Genomic DNA, 15,906 nt, shown 5'->3' with positions numbered 1-15,906 from the left:
GTATTTGGCACATTTTTTTAGAGCGTGTGAAACTTTTGGGCAGACTTCACCGTTTTTGCTGACCGCAAGTCAGTTTATAACTCAAAGTCATTTGCAGTTATTAAGGATGATGATAAGTTGCAGCGCATTGCCAGATGCGGCGTGCGCGTGTGGCTGAGTCTCAATAACCACTACTCAATAACCACTATAAAAACGCTCAAAAAAATAATGTTTGGCATACGCATTCATCAGGTATCAATCAGGTTATTTCTAACCGTCTGCACGCTGTTACTTGCATTTATCAGTGCTGCAGAAGCTCAAACGCGCCGTCTTTCTTTGAACGATGCGCTCTCACTTGCCTTGGAATTTAACCGTGAGTTAAAGGTGGCAAAATTGGAGCGTGAAAAGTCAGAGCAATCGGTACGCGAAGCATGGGGCAATGTCTATCCTGCACTTAATCTTACTGGACAATTTGCACACAGTTTTCGCAACACCAACTTCTTTATCTTTCCAGCAGGATTTGGCGGACTGCCGGGCGCAGGGGGCGGTGGCTCAACTGTACCAACGCAAATTGTCGCGACAGGTATCAACAGCATCAATGCGACACTACAATTCACGCAGCCGATTTATCGTGGTGCTATCTGGGCAGGCATTCGTGCTTCATCAGTCGTGAATGAAATCAGCGAAGAAGCCTATATCAATGAACGAGCAAAAACAATCACAGACGTCAAAAAAGCCTATTACGACGTGCTTATTGCCCAAGAATCGGCAAAGCTGATTGAGCAGAGTATCGCACGAAATGAACTTGCCCTGCAAGATGTACGCCAACTCTACAGACAAGGACTAGCAGCAGACATTGACACGCTGCGTGCCTTTGTTGCGCTTGAAAACTTGCGCCCGCAACTTATCAAAGCCCTCAATGGCGTAGAGACAGCAAAAATTGCACTGAAAGTCAAAATAGGGTTGCCTGCAAATGAAACGCTGGAACTGACTGACGCACTCAAATTCGATGATGCCGCGCCTGATATAGATTTTTCAACCGCCTACCAAGAAGCCTTGGCAAAGCGTCCAGAAGTGAGACAGTTGCAATTGCGCGTGCGTGCCAGTGAAGAGCAAGTCGCAGCAGAGTTCTCGAATTTTTTACCCACGCTTGATGCCTTCGTTCAAGCCCAAGTGCTGACACTGCAAACAAACTTCAACATTGGCTCATATCAATGGGGAACAAACCTTGCTGCAGGCTTGCAGCTTTCTGTGCCAATTTTTCCGGATTTCGCAATGATGCACGACTTGCACGCGCAGAATTAGAACGGCAACAAAACCAAACAAGTCTTGAAAACTTGCAAGAAATCATTCGGTCTGAAATTTCAATCTCTCTGGCTAAATGTGTCAGAGGCAAAAAAGAGAATTGCTGTGCAAGCAACAACTGTACAGTCTGCAGAGCGCAGTTATGCCATTACGCGCAGTCGCAGGCAACAAGGCATCGGCTCGCAGTTGGAACTTACTGATGCGGAACTCTCACTCAATCAAGCAAAGGTCAACTACTTGCAAGCCGTCTATGACTACTTAGTTGCAACAGCGAATTTGGAAAAGCATTGGGCAGAGCCGGGCGCATGGCAGAAGAACGCTAAATGCGCCCTTTGCCATCCAAAATTGCAAATGAGCTTATCGTATGCAATAATGCAAGGGTCTTAACTCAAGGCTTCGCGCACCAAGGTGGCTTGTTCTTGCTCATGCTTTTTGATGTAGCCTGTGGCAGGGCTTGCTGAAGCAGGGCGACCGACATAGCGTAGGGTTTGTCCAGGCAAAAGTTGTTCAGAAAGCAACGGCATAATGAAAGACCAAGCACCCATGTTCTTAGGTTCTTCTTGTGCCCAGACGATATCTTTGGCAGAGCGGTATTTCTCAAGTAAGTGCGAAATGCGTTTTTCCGGGTAAGGGTAAAGTTGCTCTATGCGCAGAATCGCAATATCGTTGCGTCCCATTTTTCGGCGCTCTTGCAAAAGATCGTAATAGACTTTACCTGAGCAGAAAATCACACGGTTTGGCGAGACGATCTCATCAGTTTCATCGAGCACATTTCTAAATTTTCCTTCGAGCAACTCCCTGACTTTCGACATTGCAAGTGGGTGGCGCAAAAGACTTTTCGGTGTCAGCACCACAAGCGGCTTGATGTTGCCTGCAAAAACTTGGCGGCGTAGCAAATGAAAATACTGTGCGGGTGTCGTGCAGTTGACCACTTGCATATTAACTTCTGCGCATAGCTGCAAGAATCGCTCCGGGCGTGCTGAGGAATGCTCCGGACCCTGACCTTCGTAGCCATGAGGCAAAAGTAACACCAATCCTGAGGGCTGTCCCCACTTTGATTCGGTGCTAGAAATAAATTGGTCAATGATGATTTGAGCCCCATTTGCAAAATCACCGAACTGTGCCTCCCAAATGGTAAGGGTCAGCGGATCGGCAACACTGTAGCCAAACTCAAAGCCCATTGCCGCAAATTCGGAGAGCAGACTGTCATTGACATAAAATGGAGCTTGATGCGGCGAAATGTGTTTGAGCGGCGTATATTCTTGACCCGTCTCCGTGTCAAAGAACGAAAGATGGCGCTGGCTAAAGGTGCCGCGTGTGCTATCCTGTCCGCTAAGGCGTACAGGATAGCCTTCGAGCAAGAGCGTGCCAAAAGCGAGCGATTCAGCAAATGCCCAATCAATGAGCATCTCATGTGCACCCTCACCTAAGAGTTGACCACGTTTAAAGAACTGCTGCTCTAGCTTTTTATTTAAGTGAAACCCAGCTGGCAAATTCAGCATAGCACGCACAACCGTTTGCAGTTGTGCAAGTGTCGAATGCGTTGATGGAGATTTGCCACGATAGCGTGCTACAATTTCTCTTGGGTCGACAGCAAGCGGTAAATCGGCTTTCGCTTCAAGGGTTTTCTCGCCTTCTTGTGCAAGGGCTTTCGCTTTTTCTGAAGCAGCATCAAGCTCACGGCGAAACTCTTCCATCATAGCTTTCGCTTCTGCGGCGCTGAGCACACCCTCACGAATAAGTTGTGCTTCATAAAGTTCTCGCACAGATTTATGCTCACGAATACGCCGATACATCACAGGCTGAGTATAGCCCGGGTCATCGCCTTCATTATGTCCGTGCCGACGGTAGCAAAGCATATCAATCACCACATCACTGTTGAACGTCATGCGGTAGTCAAGAGCAAGTTTAGCGACAATGAGGCAAGCTTCAGGGTCATCGCCATTGACGTGGAAAATCGGTGCTTGAACCATCTTAGCAACGTCGGTTGCATATAGCGTGGAGCGTGCATCATTTGGTGTTGTCGTAAAGCCAATTTGATTGTTAATAATCAGATGAATGGTGCCGCCAGTGGTGTAGCCTTCAAGTTGCGAGAGATTAAGCGTTTCTGTAACGACGCCTTGTCCAGCAAAGGCCGCATCGCCGTGGATGAGAAAGGCAATAACAGCGTTGCGCTTCTCATCCTTCATGCGATCTTGCTTAGCGCGCACAATGCCTTGCACGACAGGATTGACAGCTTCAAGATGACTTGGGTTGGAGGCCACAGACACTCTGATTTGTTTTCCATCTTTGCAGATGCGATCGCCTGTTGCACCTAAGTGATACTTTACATCGCCTGACCCTTGCGTCAGATAATCAGCTGTCATAGGTAAGGGCTTGCCTTCAAATTCTGCAAAAAGTGTCTCATAAGGCTTGCCGACAACATTGGTGAGAACATTCAGTCGACCACGATGTGCCATACCAATCACAATTTCCTTGACATGATTGCGTGCGGCTTCCTCAATGATAAAGTCCGTAATTGCAATGGCAGATTCACCTCCCTCAATTGAGAAACGCTTGTGTCCGAGATACTTGGTATGCAAATATCGCTCAAAGCCTTCAGCGCGAATCAAGTTCTTGTATATGGCAATTTTATCTTCCTTTGAAAATTGCAGTTGTTCAGAGCGGTTCTCAATATGGCGTTGAATCCATCGCTTCTGATCGAGCGACTGAATGTTCATATACTCCACGCCAATCTTTTCGCAGTACGCTTTGCGGACCTTTTCCAAAATCTCGCGTAGCGTCATGGAGGCTTATCGCCAAAGTTGGTCGTGATAAAGATGCGGTCTAAATCCCAAATCGAGAGATCATAGAAGTCTGGTTCAAGTTCAGGGTGATAGTGCGGCTTATATTCGAGTGGGTTGATGTTTGCAATAAGATGACCACGCACTCGGTAAGAATTGATCAGCTGCATCACACGTGCTTGCTTGCGTATAGCATCTTCTGTGCTAAGGCCGCCCATCAAGCCCAAGTGTGATTTATCAACCGTATGCCGAAATGGACGATGCGGAACAGTCATTGCCGCAAAAATCTCATCATAAAAATTCTCTTCGCCTAAGAGCAAGCGGTGAATGTAAGCCAGAAATTCACCTGACTCCGCACCTTGAATAATGCGGTGATCGTACGTGCTGCTGAGCGTCATTACTTTACTAATGCCCAGTTGCGAGAGTGTTTGTGGAGACATGCCTTGATATTCAGCAGCATAGTCAATGGCACCAGAAGCGATAATCAAACTCTGACCTTGCATCAAACGCGGCACACTCATTGCCGTGCCAATCGTACCCGGATTCGTCAGTGAGACAGTCGTGCCTTGAAAATCGGCAGGCTCGAGTTGGTTTTTACGTGCCTTCTCAATGAGCCGATTGTAAGCTTCGAAGAATTGCGCAAAGTCCATTGACTCTGCACGCTTAATGTTAGGCACCACGAGCAAGCGCGACCCATCTTTTTTGACAAGGTCGACAGCTAAGCCAAAGTTGATATGTGCACGCTCAATGCGCTGCGGTTTGCCTGCGACAAGCGCATAGGTCGCATTCAGCGAGGGATACTTTTTTAAGGCTTTGATAATTGCCCATGCAATCAGATGTGTGAAAGCGGCTTTACCTTGACCAATCAGTTGCAGATGTTGATTCAAAATCAAGCGATTTTCTTCGAGTGCCTTGACGGGCACCGTGCGAAACGATGTAGCCGTCGGTACACTAAGCGAAAGCTCCATATTGTGCGCAATCAGTGCCGACGCACCTGAAAGCGGTTTAGCACGATCGTCAAGATCTAAGTTCAATTCATCAATCGACGCATAGCTAGGTGAAATAGGTGTGTAGGACGTTGGAGAGCTCAATGAACGATGCGGCGCACTCGGTGTGGTCTCGTGGTGGGTCCCATTTGCCTCAGAGCGAGAACCATTGGTCAGGAGGTGAGTTTCTAAGGAACTCAGGTCGAGCGTGCCCGATTCAAAAGCCTGAAAGAACGCTCGCCAATCTTCACGAACAAGGGAAGAATTTTCAAGGTATTGAGCGTAAAGTTCTTGCACAAACGTAGTGTTTGCCCCAAAAATCTCAACGAGTTTTTCTTTCAGTGAGTCCGATAAGTCAGCGACTGCCATAGTTAAAGTTATAGGTTTTGGTAAAGTGCAAATGCACAAAATCTACATAAATTGCAGTTTATTTCAACGGCTTTAAGGGATGAGAAGTTCTTTGACGCAGATACTGGAAGCAAGCAGAAAAGCAAAGGTACGGGGAGAGAGTGCAAAGAAAGCAGAAAAAAGATGTATGTGCCGAAGGCGAGAGTCGAACTCGCACGAAGTTTGAAGCTTCGCCAGATTTTGAGTCTGGTGCGTCTGCCAATTCCGCCACTTCGGCAAGGCTACAGCGCAGTGCGAGAGGAGGGACTTGAACCCACACGCCTTATGGGCACTGGCTTCTAAGACCAGCGCGTCTGCCAGTTCCGCCACTCTCGCTTGCAGCGATGCTGTCATAGAACAGAGGGCTATAAAAATACGCGAATCTGCGTTATTTTGCAAGTCATGTTTTCTGAAGTAACGAATAATGCAAAACGGAAGATGAACTTTGCGATTAACGCACGACTGCAAGATATTGGCTTGCATCAAAAAACTCGATCATGAAAATCATGCTAATGAAGTATATTAAGCAGCGTAACAGAAAAACAGTAAGAAGACAATAAACAGTATCATGATACAGGTTGAAAATTTGACTAAGGTATTTGGAAAGGGCACACTCAACGAAGTCTACGCGCTCGATAGAGTAAATCTGACTATCAATGAAGGTGATTTTGCGGTTGTCATCGGCGTAAATGGCAGCGGAAAATCCACTTTGCTCAACGCTATTGCCGGCAGTTTTATATGCGATTCGGGTCGAATTATGATTGACAACACTGATGTAACCAAAGATCCAGACTACAAGCGTGCAAAATACATTGGCAGAGTATTTCAAAATCCTTACATGGGGACAGCACCAAACATGACGATTGCTGAAAATATGCAAATGGCGTCACTGCGTGGCGAGCGTAAGGGGCTAAACATCGGGCTTTCAAAACAGAGGCGAGAATTTCTGCGCGAGAAATTGGCGGAGCTGCAAATGGGACTGGAAAATCGCATGGATACGCCTATTGGACTCTTGTCAGGTGGACAACGTCAAGCGGTTACGCTCTTGATGGCTGCAATGCGCCGACCAAAAATTTTACTACTCGATGAACATACTGCAGCACTCGATCCAATTTCTGGCGAACAAGTGCTATTTATTACCCAGCAACTTATCGAGCGCTACAATCTTACAGCGTTAATGGTAACACACTCCATGAACCATGCGGTACGCTTTGGCAACCGTGTGATTATGATGAACCTTGGTGATGTAGCTTACGACATTCGTGGAGAAGAAAAAGCCTCGCTCACAGAAGAGACATTACTCAAACGCTTTAATGAACGCCATATTCACTATATTTACTAAAAAACTTATAGAGGATTCAAAATAAGAATTTAGCCCTGTGAAGCGAGTTATTGTATGGCATCGGCGCGATTTAAGAATTTTTGATAATACCGCGCTGAATGCTGCACTCAAATCTACCCAAGAAATTCTTCCCCTATTTATTCTTGCTGACGATATTCTTAAAGAGCGAGATGATTTCTCGCCTGCCTGTGTAAAATTTATGCTCGAATCACTTGCTGAGCTTGACGATTCATATCAAAAAATTGGTGGAAAACTCATTTTAAGAAAAGGTAAATTTATTGAAACATTGCACCAAGTTGTAAAGGAATCAGAAGCACGTGCAATTTATTTTAATGAAGACTATGAACCTGCAGCAAAAGAACGCGATAGAAAAGTCGTTGAAGAATTTTCAAGAATGGGTTTGGAAGTCAAAGCCTTTAAGGATCAAGTGTGTTTTTCATCAAAAGAAATTCTAACGCAGCAAGGTAAGCCATACACGGTTTTTACACCCTACAAGAAAACTTGGCTGTCACAAATAGAAAAGATAGCAAGACCAGAAAGTATCAGCAAGAAAGTGATAACACCAGATATTGAGACAATTACGGTGCCAAAATTATCCGAGCTTGGTTTTTCATTTGAAGGAAATTTGCTCGTCAGCGCAGGAGAAAAAAGTGGGCGAACACAATTAAAACATTTTATTGAGAAGAAAATAAAATGCTATAAAGAAAAAACGTGATTATCCGAGTGAAGATGGTACAAGTTTGCTTTCGGCACATTTGCGTTTTGGCACAGTATCAGTAAGAGAAATTCTCGATCAGGCAAAGATAGTACTTGAAGATGCGAAAAGCGAAGAAAAACTTAGCATTGAGACCTTTATTTCCGAAATTATTTGGCGAGATTTTTATTTTCAGATTCTCGATCATTTCCCCTTTGTTGAAAAAGAAAGTTTTAAGACCGAGATGCGGAATATAAAGTGGGAAAATAGAGAAGATTACTTTGAGGCATGGAAAAATGGTAGAACTGGTTTTCCTATCGTGGACGCAGCGATGCGGCAACTTAATCAAACGGGCTGGATGCATAATCGCCTAAGAATGATTGTTGCGAGCTTCTTAGTAAAAGATTTGCTGATTGATTGGCGCTGGGGAGAGAAGTATTTTATGCAAAAACTGGTCGATGGCGATATGGCGGCAAACAACGGCGGCTGGCAATGGTCTGCCTCAACAGGAACAGACTCACAACCATATTTCCGAATTTTTAACCCAATTTCTCAAGCTCAAAAATTCGACCCAAAAGGTAGCTTTATTAAAAAATTTTTACCAGAACTTTCAAAAGTTCCTGAAAAATATATTCATAATCCTGCTGAACTCTTGCAATCATCACCGCTACTGCAATCTGAATTAGGTATTAGGCTTGGCGTAGATTATCCACTCCCAATTGTGGATCATGCAAAGCAGCGTGAAAAAGCATTAAAATTGTTTAAGCCTGAAAAAGCGTCATTTGCTGAGTGAGTCAGATATTTTTCTTAAAACTATACCAGAGTAAGCCCGAAGTGAAATCTGCAATTTGGGAGTAGAAGCAGGATTAGAATATAGTATTTCCCCTGAAAGCTCATCTCGCCATGTCCCCGACAGTCCTTCAAGGGCGAGACTAATTTTACTATCTGAAGGATTGAGAACCACAACAACTGTGTCATCTTCAAATTTGCGTTCATAGCAAACTGCGTTGTTGGGCAGATAAATCGGCTTAAATGAGCCAAATTTTATGGCTTTACTCTGCTTGCGAATAGAAATAAGCGTTTTATGATAATTGAAAAGTGAGCTATCAAACTCGACTTTATATGAAATTCCTTTGCGACTCAGAGGTGTTTCATTGTCATATTTGAGGTCCGCCCAGAGCATAGGTTTACGGTTGTCAGGGTCATCAGCGCCCCACATGCCTGCTTCTGCACCATAATAAATCATAGGCGAGCCGATATAAGTCATCTGAAAAAGCGTAATAAGCTTTTGTAAGTTGCGCTCTTTTGCATTAGGCTTTCGTGTATCGTACTGAGGATTATAGCGAAAAGAAGACTGTCGATCATAGTCGCGATTAGGATTAATAATCATTGATGGAAGTCGATCAGTATCGTGGCTCTCGAGCAAGTTTAATAAGCCATAGTTTGCATCTTGTGGATAAGCATGCAGAAGCGCATCAAGTTTAGCGAGGAATTCCTTGCTACTACGAATGCTTTTTTGATAAAAAATTGAAATGTCAAAATAGCGAACTGGTAGTTCGTAACTGCATCAAACTCATCACCATGTAGCCAGTCTGCAGCATTTTTCCAAATTTCACCAACAATATAAGCATCTGGATTAAGGGATTTTACATATTGACGCCAGCGTTTCCAAAAGAGGTGTGGCACTTCATCAGCGGCATCAAGGCGCCAGCCATCGACCCCATCTTGTGTGTGACCGTTGGGCTGCATCCAGCGTTTGGCAATTGCAAAAATATGCTCACTGACTTTCGGATGTAAGCCGAAAAGAGAATCGTGTGCAAAAGCAGGAAGCGATTTGGAACCAAACCACCCACGATAGTCAAACTTTGTACCACGTGCAGAGTCATCCCAACTTACAATTTGATACCAATCCTTATAGCGTGATTTTTCTTGATTCTTCAAAATATCGCGAAATGCCCAAAAGTTTCGTCCCGTATGATTAAATACACCATCAATAATAACACGGATATTTCGGCGGTGCGCCTCTGAAATAAGTTTTAAGAAAAGTTTGTCTGCGCTAGTCCATTGCCACGTATCAGGATCTTCTGGATTTTCTTTAGCAATAATTTCAAGATCGCCAGCAGGATCAGGTCCAAAATTCACATCAATATGGTGAAGAAGAGAAGCATCGTATTTGTGAAGTGATGGCGCCTCGAAGAGAGGATTGAAGTAAATTGCCTCAATACCTAAATCTTGCAAATAATCTAGCTTATCTATCACACCTTGAAGATCGCCACCGTAACGACGCCGAAAAATATTGTCATAAAAATTTGGAGAATGCGTTTTTTCTTCAGCAGAAAGTTCATACCAGTTGCTCGTCCAAGAGTGCGCTTTGGCAGTTGGAGAAGATTTGTCGTGTGCAGGATCATTGTTTAGATCACCATTGCGAAATCGCTCAGGAAAAATTTGATAGAACACAGCACCACGTGCCCACTGCGGAGAAAATAGAATGGAATTATGCTTATGCATCTGGCTAAATAAATTCTGGGTTAGAAAAGGCACTTGGAGGAGAACAAGTGAAAGAAAAGTGAATCTCATTTTAAGAAAAGATAAAGAAGTAGCAAAGAGTAAATAAAAAGGAATATCTAAAAGCAAAATTAGCTTGATGCACTTTCATAGCGACTTAAAGCAAAATAAAAAAACTGTCTGGTTGCAAAAAGTGCGATTACACTAATTGCAACACAAGTAAAGAAAGTTTGTGCATCAAATCCACGAAGAATCATTGTAGCTGGCACGGAGGAAATGACAATCATTGGCAAGAGATAGAGCAAAAAAATCGCATGATGCCTTTGTAAATCGCTTCAGGACGCATAGCAAGTTGATATAGATGATGAAATCCCCACTGTAAGCCTGTCGAAGCATTGACGAAAATAAATCCTAACGCAGCAAAAAAAGACTTGAATAGAATACATCACAATTAAGCCTGAAAGAGCTAAAACAATGTATGCTAAAACATCGAGCGCAGTAGGGGATACCTCGAGATTGAAAAAGGCAATAGTAAGCAAGCCAAGTGCAAAAATAAGGTCTAATAACGACCCAAACGACACATAACGCATTGTGGAATAAACCAGCGGCGAAACCGGCTTAGAAAGGATTAAATCAAACTCACCTTTACGAATAAAATCGCTGATTTGCCAGATTCCAGAGGCAAAAAAAGTCATATCAATTGCATCAATCACAAAAGTAGTAGCCATAAAGAAAAATACATCGTTTCGAGTGTATCCAGCAATCGTAGCAGTATTGAGATAAATCACTTCAAAAAAGCCTAAATTCACAGCATACCAAATAATATCCATGAGAAACACCAAAAAGAAATTTCCACGATATTGAATATCACGAGTTAGGCAATTTTTGAAAAATGCCCACTCGAGACGCAAAAATCGACTTGTAGCACGAAATCCCTTAGAAATGAAGTTTGACATCGGTAAAGAGAACCTTTTTGAAAGATGATGCTACAAATTTTGGGTTGATGTTGCTATCAAGCAAAGCAAAAATATCATGAGATAGTGTAGATTACAAAATACTAACTGTAATTTGAACTAAGCGCTCTCACTGTGCTTTACTGCATTGTTTTTGACTTGGGATCAAGACCGAAAGAAGTATTGCTAAAATGGCGAAAGGATTTTTATATTAGCAAGTCTTAGATAAATCCCAATCAAAAAATGAAAAGGCTGAAAATGCGCATAATCCCTTACATGCAGGTAAAGTGTCCATTGGTTCTTAGCCTATGCTTAGCAATTCTACTCTTTGGTTGCTCCAACAAAGAAATGGAAGAGAAAATCCAACAGCTTGAAAAGGAGAAAGTACAGGTACAGGCTGAAAGCGAAGAAAAACAGCGTCAAATTGACGAAATTTTGGCAGCGATGAGCGAAATACAAGAAAGCCTAAACAGCGTGCGAGAAAAACAGGCTGTGGTAACCAAGACTGCAAGCGATGTAGAGACAAGGCAGAGAGAGAATAGCCAAGCCATCAAGGCTCAAATCATAAGCGGGATTCAGGACCTGGAAGTAGCAATGGTGGAGAACCGCAAGAGACTGCAAGAACTCCAAGCGAAGGTAAAAGGATACCAAGGCAAGATAAAGAATTTGGAGCGAATGGTGCAGACACTCCAAGAAACGGTGATGCAGAAAGACAAGGAAATTTCAATGCTGAAAGAAGAAGTGGCACGGCTGAATATTCAAGTCGCAACGCTCACAAGCTCCATGCAAGAGAAAGAAGGTATCATCCAAGAACAAGAAAAAAGCTTGCGCTCAGCTTACTATATCGTAGATACGGAAAATAATCTCAGAGAAAAGGGTATTCTGGAATACAAAGGGGGTATCATCGGCATTGGAAGTACAATCACAACTACGCAGGATTTTGATGTTTCAAAGTTCAAGAAAATTGATATCAACGAGGCAAAAGAAATCTCAATTCCGCGAAATGTCTATCAAATCAAGATTTTGACCACACACAGCTCCAACTCATACGAACTTGCGTCCGTTACCGAAAAGGAAAGTGTGCTAAAAATCAAAGACCCGCAGACCTTCTGGCAAAAGTCAAAGTTCCTTGTCGTGATGATGTGGAATTGAGCGCCCAAACATGGGTAAGTGTAGAGCAGTGGCAGTGAGAGCAACACCGCTGTCCAAACTCGATGCCGAGAAACCCAAAGCGCAAAGTCAAGAAGGCAAAATTAAAAAACACTTACTCATGAAAAACAGGCATACGTTCAATGGCTTCTTCAGTGAAGCGGTCACGTGCTTCGGAGAGTTTCCAGCAGCGTACATGCACATTGCCTAAACCTTTGACACTCACAATCGGATACCACCAGTTTGTGAAAGGAAAGTGCTGACGATCGAATTCAGAAGGAATGGCGTCAGCATTAGGATGAGAGTGATAAAAGCCCCATACCCCAAGATGTTTTTTCATCGCGTAGCGCTCTGCTTTAGCATAATCAAGAGGGTTGATTTCAATGCGATTGTGTCGTGACTCTAAACGCACATTCTCAAGCCGAAGGGCTTCAACAACACTCAGAACCAGCTTGCCAGAGTGCTCTGACAGCGTGCCAAGCAAAAGCCCGCCGCACTCTTCAGGAAAAGTGCTTTGAGCATGAGCGACCATCATTGAGAGAGTAGAATCAGAAATGCGTATCATGAATTAACGATAAAAGAAGAAAGTGGAACAACCATTGCGCGCCCAATGAAAACAAGATTGGCATCCTCGTAAATGCCTTGACGGGTCGGTACAAACGCGTGTGGAATGAGATAAACATTTGCCCAGTTCGATTTGCCTTGAAGCAAGCGTATCGTTGCATGTTCTGAATCACATTGAAGCAAAAGACTCGAGCCTGATGTACCTGAAATACAAACCTCTGTATCGAGTTGAAGCACAATCGCTTTCTCCAAGTACCCCGGCAGTTTTTTCTCGAGTTCCACAACCGTAGAAAGCGTACCGTTAATTTCTGACGAAGCTAAGTTATCAAAATAGAAATCTGTTGGAGATGTGATTTTTACATTGACGCGCATACAGGAATGGGACTTGTGACGGATAAGCGTATTGAGCATGTACATAGTCGTAGTAAGTTTAGTGATTTTAGACAACTTGAGCAATGAAGTGTCGCAAAGCGTCAAATGTTCAAGTAAAGTGCGTTACGCTGTTTCCCTATCGAAACTGCACGCATAAAAATTAGTTTCAGTAAATATGCACTTGCTGTGCGTTGGCACACAGCACAGGAACACAATCACATAAATCACATAAAACGCAGCAATACAGTGCAGCGATGCGATTCAAATTAGAAATTGAGTATGAAGGCACACGCTACAGCGGTTGGCAAGTGCAAAAACATGCACGGACAGTTCAAGGTGAACTGCTTGAAGCGCTAAAGCGCATTTTGCCAGAGCGTGAAATTGACCTGCAAGGTGCTGGACGCACCGACGCTGGCGTACATGCTCTATGCCAAGTCGCACACCTCGAGTGCCAAACACGCATCCCGCCAGACATCTTGCAACTCAAAATCAATGATGAGTTGCCGCCCGATATTCATGTCTTGCATCTTGAAAAAGCCCCAGAGACTTTCCATGCGCGCCATAGCGCAGTGGCACGCAGCTACATCTATCAAATCTCACGGCGACGCACCGCCTTTGGCAAACGCTTCGTGTGGTGGGTCAAAGATAGCCTCAATGTCGATGCAATGCGCCAAGCCAGCGCACTCTTTGTGGGAATGCACAACTTTGAATCCTTCACCGCTGACGACAGCACCGAAAAATCAACCAAAGTCTTGCTGGCTCCAATTGAACTTAAAGAGTGTGGCGAACTCATTTTACTGCGTTTTTGGGGCTCGCATTTTCTGTGGAAAATGGTGCGCCAAATCGTGGGCGTGATTGTAGAAGTTGGACGGGGAAAATTGTCGCTGGCAGAAGTGCAAAGTTTTTTTGAGAGTAAGTCGCAGCGACCAGCACAACTGACTGCACCACCGTCAGGCCTGTTCTTCGAGCGCGCCTATTATCACGCCACGGAAACGCCGGGGGAACTTAAACCTGCGCTGATGCTTGCATTTGAGACCCTGCACACCAGCAAAACGCAAGGAGTGAAAAGCCATAATCAAGGCAAAAATCAAAGCGTCTGAGCAGAGTTCTATATCACAACAAAAAGGCATCTTACGCATGGCAAGATGCCTTGTCTTCAAAGTCGTATCAGAGAAAGCTAAGATTTTACGACACTGGCACTTTCGCCTGAAAGACGAGCCAGTTCTTTCAGCTTCTTATACTCCGTGATGTTGGTAACTGCGGTAACTTTGCAACGCGTACCATCTTTACGAATCATTAATGATGGCACAACATAGACATCGAGCAGTGTGCCATCACGGCGCATCACCTTCCACTCGTCAGGCATTTCAGGCGCGCCAGCAATAAAAGCATCATGAATTTGCTGACCTTTCTCTCGCATCGATTCAGGCAAGACCATCGTGAAAGATTTGCCGATGAGTTCTTCTCGCGTATAGCCATAAAGTTCGCAATACGCTCTGTTGACTTCCACATAATAGCCATGCTCATCCGTGACACAAATGGCAGTGCCGACGGCATCATAAATCTCCATTAGGAATTCGCTGTCTGTGATGCTCGGTGAGAATTGAAATTTATCTTTTGCCATTGTTTTGACCTCCTAAGTTGCCCTTGTGGCATTTTGTTTGAAAGTTGCACAAAAACATACAAAAAATGTAGAAAACTAAACCAACTTAGTCCGAGATATTCAAAAAGCATGACCAAAAAAAGCATAAAAAGATACGCAGGAACAAATCTATAAGCTCTATAAGCGCACCAACGCATGATAGTCTCACATAAGATATCATAGGCAAACATCATGCCAAGAGCGAAAGCAAGCAGTAGGTGATCTCGTTTTGGAGAGAGTCTCAAATCCCAGTGGGCGATGGCAGCATGTGGCAGCATAATGAAAGACTGATGCAACAAAAATATTTTTGTGCGCACTTGCATGGAGTGTTAAATAATAGTTAAATTTCACTTTGCAGTTATACTACAGTTATCACTTTGCAGTTATACTAATACATTGGTCTCAAGTCTATCATTTCAAGCAACTTACAACATAGGAAACAAAATATGACAAAGAAAGCGCTTTTTTGCGCCGTCGCAATGAGTCTTGCTGTAAGCAGTGTGGCTATGGCGCAGGGCCGTGTTATTGGACGAGTGGTAGATGAGCGTGGCGAACCGGTCAGCGGGGCAACTGTCTCACTGATTGGAAAAAATGTACCGGGGGCACAAGCTGCAATTTCAAACGGTCAAGGCTACTATGTGTTTTTGGGAGTACAAGAAGGCGGCTATGAGATGCGTGTCAAGCGGCGCGGTTTCCCGGAATGGAAATCTGAAATTGCTGTGGCTTCGGCCGTAACAAAACGAATGGACATCAAGCTCGGTGAAGCACCGGAGCTTGTTGTGAAAGCTAATCCAGTCAGTGATAAGAGCAAGCCACAGGAAAGTGAAGCGCCGCAGTATAATGTGGCTCGCGATATTGAAGTGAGCGCAATTTCAAACGATGCTGGCCTTTTAGAAGCCTTGAGAAGCGCAGAAGAAATTGCAAAAGTCGAATCCAATATTGTTGTACCTGATAAAGAAATTGAAATCGTAGGCGGCATCGAAAGCCTCTACAAAAAGGTGATCTATCCATTTGCCGCTGAGCGAGCACGAATTGAAGGACAGGTGGTCGCAAAAGTCTATGTCGATGAATCGGGATACATCATGCAAATCAGTCTACTCAAAAGCGCACATCCCTTGCTCAATGCCGAAGTGGTGCGTGTGATCACCGAAGAAGCACGGTTTGTGCCCGCAAGCATCAAAGGCAAGCCTGTCAAGAGTGCAATGGTGATTCCGATTCGCTTTACTCTCAAGTAACTGGGATAGG

The 15,906-nt window shown here is 44.1% G+C and carries 15 protein-coding genes, 2 tRNA genes and 1 pseudogene; 8 read left to right on the top strand and 10 right to left on the bottom strand.

What is annotated here, in order from left to right:
- The first annotated feature begins 117 nt into the window (after positions 1 to 117).
- A complete protein-coding gene (locus tag CMR00_04000) occupies positions 118 to 1,284 on the top strand; it encodes a hypothetical protein (protein PIO48644.1) in 1,167 nt (388 codons plus the stop codon).
- A gap of 24 nt (positions 1,285 to 1,308) precedes the next feature.
- On the top strand, positions 1,309 to 1,671 hold the full coding sequence (locus tag CMR00_03995; protein ID PIO48643.1) for a hypothetical protein: 363 nt from the start codon (positions 1,309 to 1,311) through the stop codon (positions 1,669 to 1,671).
- On the opposite strand, the pseudogene CMR00_03990 reads toward CMR00_03995, so the two are convergent.
- The 3 genes and pseudogenes from CMR00_03990 to CMR00_03980 form a co-directional block, all read right to left on the bottom strand.
- Positions 1,668 to 5,422 (bottom strand): annotated as a pseudogene (locus CMR00_03990) (2-oxoglutarate dehydrogenase E1 component). The gene CMR00_03995 and the pseudogene CMR00_03990 overlap by 4 nt on opposite strands.
- A gap of 169 nt (positions 5,423 to 5,591) precedes the next feature.
- Positions 5,592 to 5,678, bottom strand: a tRNA-Leu gene (locus CMR00_03985).
- 15 nt (positions 5,679 to 5,693) lie between these two features.
- Positions 5,694 to 5,776 (bottom strand) — tRNA-Leu (locus CMR00_03980).
- Between the two features lie 232 nt (positions 5,777 to 6,008).
- Between CMR00_03980 and CMR00_03975 the strand changes: the two genes are divergently transcribed.
- The 3 genes from CMR00_03975 to CMR00_03965 are packed head-to-tail and all read left to right on the top strand — an operon-like array spanning position 6,009 to position 8,269.
- Positions 6,009 to 6,782, top strand: a complete 774-nt coding sequence (locus tag CMR00_03975) for an ABC transporter ATP-binding protein (GenBank protein PIO48642.1) — start codon at positions 6,009 to 6,011, stop codon at positions 6,780 to 6,782.
- 37 nt (positions 6,783 to 6,819) lie between these two features.
- Positions 6,820 to 7,497 carry a hypothetical protein gene (locus tag CMR00_03970; protein PIO48641.1) on the top strand — a complete coding sequence of 226 codons (678 nt, stop codon included), beginning with the start codon at positions 6,820 to 6,822 and terminating at the stop codon, positions 7,495 to 7,497.
- On the top strand, positions 7,481 to 8,269 hold the full coding sequence (locus CMR00_03965; protein PIO48640.1) for a hypothetical protein: 789 nt from the start codon (positions 7,481 to 7,483) through the stop codon (positions 8,267 to 8,269). The genes CMR00_03970 and CMR00_03965 overlap by 17 nt, the downstream gene beginning before the upstream one ends.
- Here CMR00_03965 and CMR00_03960 read toward each other — a convergent pair.
- From CMR00_03960 to CMR00_03945, 4 genes are read right to left on the bottom strand one after another with little or no spacing between them, the layout of a single operon-like run.
- On the bottom strand, positions 8,255 to 9,010 hold the full coding sequence (locus CMR00_03960) for a hypothetical protein (GenBank protein PIO48639.1): 756 nt from the start codon (positions 9,008 to 9,010) through the stop codon (positions 8,255 to 8,257). The two genes, CMR00_03965 and CMR00_03960, sit on opposite strands and share 15 nt — an antisense overlap.
- On the bottom strand, positions 8,905 to 10,110 hold the full coding sequence (locus CMR00_03955; protein ID PIO48638.1) for a hypothetical protein: 1,206 nt from the start codon (positions 10,108 to 10,110) through the stop codon (positions 8,905 to 8,907). The genes CMR00_03960 and CMR00_03955 overlap by 106 nt, the downstream gene beginning before the upstream one ends.
- 2 nt (positions 10,111 to 10,112) lie before the next feature.
- On the bottom strand, positions 10,113 to 10,286 hold the full coding sequence (locus tag CMR00_03950; protein PIO48637.1) for a hypothetical protein: 174 nt from the start codon (positions 10,284 to 10,286) through the stop codon (positions 10,113 to 10,115).
- 30 nt (positions 10,287 to 10,316) lie between these two features.
- The gene (locus CMR00_03945; protein ID PIO48636.1) at positions 10,317 to 10,937 is read right to left on the bottom strand and encodes a hypothetical protein; all 621 of its coding nucleotides are present in this window, start codon (positions 10,935 to 10,937) and stop codon (positions 10,317 to 10,319) included.
- Positions 10,938 to 11,177: 240 nt separating this feature from the next.
- On the opposite strand from CMR00_03945, the gene CMR00_03940 reads away from it, so the two are divergent.
- Complete coding sequence (locus CMR00_03940) at positions 11,178 to 12,086, top strand: hypothetical protein (protein ID PIO48635.1); 909 nt, start codon at positions 11,178 to 11,180, stop codon at positions 12,084 to 12,086.
- A gap of 112 nt (positions 12,087 to 12,198) precedes the next feature.
- Here CMR00_03940 and CMR00_03935 read toward each other — a convergent pair whose 3' ends face one another.
- Positions 12,199 to 12,648 (bottom strand): hypothetical protein, encoded by a 450-nt coding sequence (locus CMR00_03935; GenBank protein PIO48634.1) that lies wholly within the window; start codon positions 12,646 to 12,648, stop codon positions 12,199 to 12,201.
- Positions 12,645 to 13,019: a hypothetical protein gene (locus CMR00_03930; protein PIO48633.1), complete on the bottom strand. Its 375-nt coding sequence runs from the start codon at positions 13,017 to 13,019 to the stop codon at positions 12,645 to 12,647. The genes CMR00_03935 and CMR00_03930 overlap by 4 nt, the downstream gene beginning before the upstream one ends.
- 254 nt (positions 13,020 to 13,273) lie before the next feature.
- Here CMR00_03930 and CMR00_03925 point away from each other — a divergent pair, with 254 nt between their 5' ends.
- The gene (locus CMR00_03925; GenBank protein PIO48666.1) at positions 13,274 to 14,119 is read left to right on the top strand and encodes a tRNA pseudouridine(38-40) synthase TruA; all 846 of its coding nucleotides are present in this window, start codon (positions 13,274 to 13,276) and stop codon (positions 14,117 to 14,119) included.
- Between the two features lie 77 nt (positions 14,120 to 14,196).
- Here the strand turns inward: CMR00_03925 and CMR00_03920 are convergent, their stop codons facing one another.
- Entirely contained in the window at positions 14,197 to 14,643 is a 447-nt protein-coding gene (locus tag CMR00_03920) for a hypothetical protein (protein ID PIO48632.1), read from the bottom strand.
- 464 nt (positions 14,644 to 15,107) lie between these two features.
- Between CMR00_03920 and CMR00_03915 the strand changes: the two genes are divergently transcribed.
- Entirely contained in the window at positions 15,108 to 15,896 is a 789-nt protein-coding gene (locus CMR00_03915) for a hypothetical protein (GenBank protein ID PIO48631.1), read from the top strand.
- The last annotated feature ends 10 nt before the right edge of the window (positions 15,897 to 15,906 follow it).

It is taken from the genome of [Chlorobium] sp. 445, assembly GCA_002763895.1.
Classification (GTDB): domain Bacteria; phylum Bacteroidota; class Chlorobiia; order Chlorobiales; family Thermochlorobacteraceae; genus Thermochlorobacter.
Note: the sequence above shows the minus strand (reverse complement) of the source record. Positions and strands in the feature narration are given on the sequence as shown.

What these genes read in the sequence shown, in the direction of transcription:
- CMR00_03975 (PIO48642.1), top strand. Translation starts at nt 6,009, where the DNA reads ATGATACAGGTTGAAAATTTGACTAAGGTATTTGGAAAGGGCACACTC.
- CMR00_03945 (PIO48636.1), bottom strand. Translation starts at nt 10,937, where the DNA reads ATGTCAAACTTCATTTCTAAGGGATTTCGTGCTACAAGTCGATTTTTG.
- CMR00_03940 (PIO48635.1), top strand. Translation starts at nt 11,178, where the DNA reads ATGAAAAGGCTGAAAATGCGCATAATCCCTTACATGCAGGTAAAGTGT.
- CMR00_03935 (PIO48634.1), bottom strand. Translation starts at nt 12,648, where the DNA reads ATGATACGCATTTCTGATTCTACTCTCTCAATGATGGTCGCTCATGCT.
- CMR00_03930 (PIO48633.1), bottom strand. Translation starts at nt 13,019, where the DNA reads ATGCGCGTCAATGTAAAAATCACATCTCCAACAGATTTCTATTTTGAT.
- CMR00_03925 (PIO48666.1), top strand. Translation starts at nt 13,274, where the DNA reads ATGCGATTCAAATTAGAAATTGAGTATGAAGGCACACGCTACAGCGGT.
- CMR00_03920 (PIO48632.1), bottom strand. Translation starts at nt 14,643, where the DNA reads ATGGCAAAAGATAAATTTCAATTCTCACCGAGCATCACAGACAGCGAA.
- CMR00_03915 (PIO48631.1), top strand. Translation starts at nt 15,108, where the DNA reads ATGACAAAGAAAGCGCTTTTTTGCGCCGTCGCAATGAGTCTTGCTGTA.